Genomic DNA, 635 nt, shown 5'->3' on the forward strand with positions numbered 1-635 from the left:
GAAAGGGATGCTGAAATTGAGAACGAAAAGCTGCGCCGGGAGGTTGAAGAACTGCGGCAGGCCAGCGAGGCAGATCTCCAGCCAGGAACTATTGAGTACGAACGCCATCGACTTACGCGTGCGCAGGCCGACGCACAGGAACTGAAGAATGCCAGAGACTCCGCTGAAGTGGTGGAAACCGCATTCTGTACTTTCGTGCTGTCGCGGATCGCAGGTGAAATTGCCAGTATTCTCGACGGGCTCCCCCTGTCGGTGCAGCGGCGTTTTCCGGAACTGGAAAACCGACATGTTGATTTCCTGAAACGGGATATCATCAAAGCCATGAACAAAGCAGCCGCGCTGGATGAACTGATACCGGGGTTGCTGAGTGAATATATCGAACAGTCAGGTTAACAGGCTGCGGCATTTTGTCCGCGCCGGGCTTCGCTCACTGTTCAGGCCGGAGCCACAGACCGCCGTTGAATGGGCGGATGCTAATTACTATCTCCCGAAAGAATCCGCATACCAGGAAGGGCGCTGGGAAACACTGCCCTTTCAGCGGGCCATCATGAATGCGATGGGCAGCGACTACATCCGTGAGGTGAATGTGGTGAAGTCTGCCCGTGTCGGTTATTCCAAAATGCTGCTGGGTGTTT

The 635-nt window shown here is 55.0% G+C and carries 2 protein-coding genes; both read left to right on the plus strand.

What is annotated here, in order from left to right; genetic code table 11:
* Positions 1-393 (plus strand): DNA-packaging protein (locus J0A69_RS22365; RefSeq protein WP_206588852.1); only part of this gene is annotated, 393 nt, incomplete at its 5' end.
* On the plus strand, positions 368-635 hold a 268-nt coding region (locus J0A69_RS22370), incomplete at its 3' end, for a phage terminase large subunit family protein (protein WP_172946057.1). The genes J0A69_RS22365 and J0A69_RS22370, both read left to right, overlap by 26 nt.

It is taken from the genome of Algoriphagus pacificus, from assembly GCF_017254845.1.
Classification (GTDB): domain Bacteria; phylum Bacteroidota; class Bacteroidia; order Cytophagales; family Cyclobacteriaceae; genus Algoriphagus; species Algoriphagus pacificus.